Source organism: Lamprobacter sp. (assembly GCF_034860625.1).
Lineage (GTDB): Bacteria > Pseudomonadota > Gammaproteobacteria > Chromatiales > Chromatiaceae > Lamprobacter.
Window position 1 is genome coordinate 1 of sequence record NZ_JAYESN010000220.1, and the last position, 5,196, is coordinate 5,196.

7 protein-coding genes are annotated in these 5,196 nt (G+C 64.5%); 3 read left to right on the forward strand and 4 right to left on the reverse strand.

Annotation, left to right across the window (positions count from 1 at the left end):
- Positions 1-341: cation:dicarboxylate symporter family transporter (locus tag VBE63_RS24445; RefSeq protein WP_323685623.1), on the reverse strand; the 341-nt coding region annotated here is incomplete at its 3' end.
- A 19-nt stretch (positions 342-360) separates the two neighbouring features.
- The gene (locus tag VBE63_RS24450) at positions 361-1,047 is read right to left on the reverse strand and encodes a dicarboxylate/amino acid:cation symporter (protein WP_323685624.1); all 687 of its coding nucleotides are present in this window, start codon (positions 1,045-1,047) and stop codon (positions 361-363) included.
- Positions 1,048-1,240: 193 nt separating this feature from the next.
- Between VBE63_RS24450 and VBE63_RS24455 the strand changes: the two genes are divergently transcribed.
- The gene (locus tag VBE63_RS24455) at positions 1,241-1,609 is read left to right on the forward strand and encodes a hypothetical protein (protein ID WP_323685625.1); all 369 of its coding nucleotides are present in this window, start codon (positions 1,241-1,243) and stop codon (positions 1,607-1,609) included.
- Positions 1,610-1,830: 221 nt separating this feature from the next.
- On the opposite strand, the gene VBE63_RS24460 is transcribed toward VBE63_RS24455, so the two are convergent.
- Together VBE63_RS24460 and VBE63_RS24465 are read right to left on the reverse strand one after the other, a co-directional pair.
- Positions 1,831-3,405, reverse strand: coding sequence for an AAA family ATPase (locus VBE63_RS24460; RefSeq protein WP_323685626.1), 1,575 nt, complete (start codon positions 3,403-3,405; stop codon positions 1,831-1,833).
- A 234-nt stretch (positions 3,406-3,639) separates the two neighbouring features.
- Complete coding sequence (locus tag VBE63_RS24465) at positions 3,640-3,882, reverse strand: hypothetical protein (protein ID WP_323685627.1); 243 nt, start codon at positions 3,880-3,882, stop codon at positions 3,640-3,642.
- A gap of 23 nt (positions 3,883-3,905) precedes the next feature.
- Between VBE63_RS24465 and VBE63_RS24470 the strand changes: the two genes are divergently transcribed.
- Both VBE63_RS24470 and VBE63_RS24475 read left to right on the forward strand, forming a co-directional pair.
- Positions 3,906-4,439: an HNH endonuclease signature motif containing protein gene (locus tag VBE63_RS24470; protein ID WP_323685628.1), complete on the forward strand. Its 534-nt coding sequence runs from the start codon at positions 3,906-3,908 to the stop codon at positions 4,437-4,439.
- Positions 4,440-4,457: 18 nt separating this feature from the next.
- Entirely contained in the window at positions 4,458-4,628 is a 171-nt protein-coding gene (locus VBE63_RS24475) for a thermonuclease family protein (protein ID WP_323685629.1), read from the forward strand.
- The last annotated feature ends 568 nt before the right edge of the window (positions 4,629-5,196 follow it).

The following is a 5,196-nucleotide window of genomic DNA, read 5'->3' on the forward strand; positions in this document are numbered from 1 at the left end:
CCCCCAACCGCGGTGGCACCGGCGATGATCGAGCCGATGGCGATGACGGCATAGTCCTGAATGCCGAGATCGATTACATAGATCTGGGCCAGAAACACGGTCAAGAAGGAGAGCAGGAAGACCGCACCGTGCTGATTAGCAAAGATCCCGAACGGGATCACCAGGTCTGGCACCCGGCGGTCGATGCCATAGTCCTTCTCCAGGGTGTCCAAGGTCGCGGGCAGTGCGACGACCGGATTGTTGGTCATGAAGGCGAGCACGTTCGGATTGCTCAGCTTGGAGAGGGTTGCGACGAGCGGGCCGCGCACGGCGAGCCAGAACAACAGCATGTAGACGACCATCAGCAGCAGGCCGCCGACATTAGAAGGTGATCACGAATTTGGTCAGCGCCAGCAGCACCTTGGCGTCGATCTGCGCCACGACTCCGGAGATGAACAACAGCAAGCCCGGCGCGAGCACCAGGATCGCCCAGCGAAACAGCTGCATGAAGGCGTCATAAACCGCCTGCGAGACCTTCAGCGCGGGCTCGGCGGCCTCGCGGCGGATGACCCCCAGGGCCAGCCCGATGCAGACGCTGAGAAAGACGATGCTCATCACATCATTGGCGCTTAGGGCTTCGAACGGATTGGTCGGAATGATCTGGACCAGAAAGCTCAGGATGCCACCGTCCGATTTGCCGGCCGACGGGGATTCGATGATCAAGGCACCGATGCTCTGCTCGGCCTCCGGCCCGAGACCGATGCCCGGCGCCAGGATCAAGGCAGTAGCGATGCCAACAACACAGGGCAGGATCAGGCCGACCAGGTAGAGGCCGGCCATGGGCTTGAACAAGGGTCGCGTGTTGTCGTCTCGAAGCAGGCCGGCGATGCCGACGATGATCGCCGTGATCAGGATCGGCAGCAGACACATCGACAGGAAGGCGATGTAGATGCTGCCAACCGGGTAGAGGGCTTCGCCCAGAGAGGGCGCGAAGAGCCCGATCAGAAAGCCACCGGCAACGGCCAGGATGACCATCTTCGGATCGGTCAGGATACGTTGGATGTTCATCGGTATTGGAGAGGATTGATCGCAGTGTTCGGCCGACGACGGCGCCACTCATCTCCATGGTACGGGCTGTGATGAGCAAATCCAGTCGTGCGGCGCTCAAAATGGGCACCCGATGGATGGCTCACCCATTCTGGGCACTCTGAGCCTTGTCGCGAGCCCGAGCATTCTTGACACTCGTCGGTCAGCGGATCGGTTGAAGAACATCAACTGTCGGCAACCGCTGCCGCTGCGGCCCGCCATTCACAGACACTCGGTGACGCTTATGGCCGAACCTCCGACGATCAGGCCCGCGTTCGGGGCCGTCTTCGTGCTCTCCGTGCTCATTTGTGGAGCCATCGGTCTGTGGGGCGTCCTGGCGCCCGATGCCGTCGCCGCTGCCGCCAATGCGCTGACCGGCTTTGCGCTGACAACGCTGGACTGGCTCCGGCCGGCCGCGTTCCACGCGACCATGACCGGCTCACCACCGCGACCGGGCGACAGCGGCGAGCGCTCGATAAGCAGCGGCGCCCCGACGGCCAGGCTGAAGGGTCCGGCCGGACCGCTGGCCTGGCTGATCCCATAGACCAGCGCGAACAGGCCGGCCGCGCACAGCCCGATGCCGAGTCGTTGACGGGGACGAGCGATCTGCCGCGGCGAGGAAGGCTCGCCGCAGGGATACCGTGGACTGAGCAACAAGAAGCGGGCGATGAACGCCGCCGCCGCGTCCGGATGGAGACAATCGACAGCGGGGGGCAACATGACCGGCGCTGAGAATCCTATGCCGCGAGGAGATGGCTGCGCATGCTACGCCCGAATCACCCGGATGCGCCGACCGGCCGGGCTGGTGTCATCCTCGCAGCGCGTGCGCTGCGCGATCGGCGGCTGGCCGTTGCGGCGATCGAAGATCACCAACCAGCCACTGTCGAGCCCGAGGCCATCGAGGTAGCGGTCAAGCTGCGCCAGACCTTCGGCGAGCGGGTCCGCACGCCCAGTGCGCCAGACCTTGAGTTCGATGCCGAGACTGACCTGTCCATAACGCAGGCGCAGATCCATGCGCCCAGCGCCGATCGCATATTCGCGTTCCAGGCTGCCGCCGCCGTTGATGACCCGGTGCAGGAAGGCCATCAGCACCAGATGCGGGGCGATCTCATGATAGGGCGCGCTGCCGAGCAGCGGTTCGCCGTGCTGGCGCCAGAAGGCGAGGAAGGCGGTGAGTAACTGCTCGAGATTCAGAGTACCGTCGGCATTGAGCCAGCTGGGGGCGATCTGGGGCAGGGAGTCCTGGGGTCCGCCAGCAAGCATGCGCGGCAGCACTTCGCGGTAGATCGGGTTGGAAACCACGAGCCCACCGCTCGGGGCGCGTCGCAGCAGCCCTAAATCGACCAGGTAGTCGCGATCCGCTTCTGGCACCGGCCCCAGCGCGGTACCCGCGAGCATCGGCTCGATGATGCGACGCACCCGCTCCTCGCGCAGCTTGTCGGCGAGTTGATCGAGATGGGTCACCCGGTCAAGGATCAGCTGTTCCTTGGCCTGCTCGATCATCCCGCAGTCGATCGGGCGGCTGCGGTCGCGTCCCTCGGGGCGCTCGAAACAGGTCTCGTAGGCCAGGGCATTGACCAGCCAGGGCTGACCCTGGGTGAGCGTCCAGACCCGCTCAAGCGCCTCCGGGGTGAAGGCTTGGCCGGTCTCGCGGGTGTGCTCCTGTAACAAGGCCTGGACCTCGGCACGGCTGAAGTCGCCCAGGCGCAGGGATTTGGCCTTGATGTTAAAGGCGCTGCCGCCGGTGATGACCTCGGGCTCGGAGCGGGCATGGATGCGGTAATCGCGCAGATCGCGCACGCCGCACAGGATCACCGTCTGCGGGAAACGCTCTGGGCGCTGCGGATAACCGGCGCGCAACTGGCGCAGGAGCGAGATCAGGGTGTCGCCGATCAGGGCGTCGACCTCGTCGAGAAGCAGGATCAGGGGCCGGGGGTCGGAGGCCGACCAGTGCTCCAGCAGCATCGCCAGCCGGTCGCCCGGCGCAACGCGATCACCTTGTTGGCGCAGCCACTCCTCGGGCGCCTGTTCGCCGGTCGACTGCCGCGCCGCACGACCAAGCACGCTGCATAGCGTTGCCATGCCGAGCGCCAGATCCTCGCGCGCGGCCTGCACCGCCTCGATATTGGCGTAGACCGCGCGATACTGACCGGCCTGATTCAGTGCCTCCATCAACGCCAGCAGACAGGTGGTCTTGCCGGTCTGGCGTGGGGCGTGGAGCAGGAAATATTTCTTCTGCGCGATCAGCCGCAGGATCGCGTCCAGATCCCAGCGCGCCAGCGGCGGCAGGGTGTAGTGGTCAGCGACCCGGTTGGGGCCTTCGGTGTTGAAGAAGCGCATCACGAACCCTCGGATTCCGCCGCGGAGCGATCACGGGCGGTTGCGCCGGCGTCAGCACCAGGCGCAGCTCCTGCGATCGACCGATGGATACTAGCAGATCCGTCATTCAGCCTTGGCTGATGACCGTCTCCATCACCCTTGCGCAACGCTCACCATCACCGCCGCGGCCGCAAGCCGAACCAGGTCAGCACCGCCAGCGCCAGCATGCCGATCGCCACGACAACGAACATACGGTCAATGCCATAGGTGAAGGCCGCCTCCATAGTTGCCGATCAACGGCCGCAGGCGCTCCGCCGGCACCGCCAATCGAGCGGCGATCGACGGCAGGTCGCTGCGCAGGATCTGCTGCAGGATCTCGGTCGCCTGGCTGATCTGCGCGGGATCGGCGCCCGCCTCGGTCAGGCCGCAGAAGTACTGCGCGCGCCAGCGGCGGCTTGGGGTCATGTGCGACGGCGGCAAGACGAAGGCGCTCGGCACCGCCTCCCGCAGGGGACTGCGACGTGCGCCTGATCCTCGCCGAGACCCAGGCACTGCGCTGCACCGTTGCCGTGGGCAGTACCCGTGAGCTTGCGAAGCCAGCGCGCTTGTCTGATGAGGAGGGATTGACGCTGCCTACCGATCACCGCTACTCAACTGTAGAGGCCAAGGCCCGGCTGCATCAGGCAGAGTTCCGCGAGTTGGTGCTCGGGGCCTACGACCGGCGTTGCGCGATCACCGGGTTGCCGGCACCAGGGTTGCTAGAGGCGGCGCACATCATCCCAGATCGCGACGAGCGCGGCCGGCCTGAGATCAGCAACGGGCTTTGTCTGTCAGCGCTGCATCACACCGCCTACGATCACAACCTGCTGGGGATCGACACGGATGGGAAGATCCATATCGCCGAGTCGGTACTCGAGCAGCATGATGGGCCGACGCTGGAGCAGGCGATCAAGGGACCCCATGGGCAGCGTATCCGATTGCCGAGGCATGTGGCGGATCGGCCGGATCAGGCGGCGTTGGAGGTGCGGTTTGGGGAGTTTTTGGAGGCTGAATAGGGTTCATCGCCGCACGAGATCGCCCAACGCCCCTGGGGCACCGAGAGCCGCGACTATCTGCGCCAGATCACCCCGCGGGTGATCAACCTCAAGGTCCACGACACCGACCGCTACGGGCGCAAGGTCGCCGAGGTCATCGACCCGGTCAGCGGCCAAGGCCTCAACCGCGCCATGGTCGAAGCCGGCTAGGCGGCCGTCTATCGGCGCTACTGTTCGGATCGCAGCTACAGCCGCGTTGAGGCCGATGCCAAACGCGCGGGGATCGGGATTTGGGCGAAGGCTGGGGAGCATCAGCGGCCCTGGGACTACCGGCAGCGGCAGCGGTAGCGCCGTCACGTCATCCTCACTCACTGAGGGAATTCAGCCTTAGGCCACGCTCGCTGTTCGGTTCACAAACTGTGATCAAGGTCAACTTTTTGCACCGCAAAGCAGAAAAAGGGCTTCGGGGAGAGTATTCCCGACAGTCATAATCGCTAGACTCAGGCGAAGCGCCCTGTGCGCTCAGTGAACTTGGACTGGGATCATGGAAGGGGGCACCAACAACCGTGGACGTATCGACACCGATGATCGGTGGGGACCGGTCAGAATTCCATCTAGCACTTGCAATGACACCCGTTCTGCAACCGCAGTCTGTAACGGGGTTTTCGTGTCAGCGGGATTTTTTGGTTGGTGGGTTGAGGTGCTAGGCAGATTCTGCCCTAACAGAAATAGGCAGAATCTGCCTAGCACACCCGACCCACATTCTGTCTAATCAACT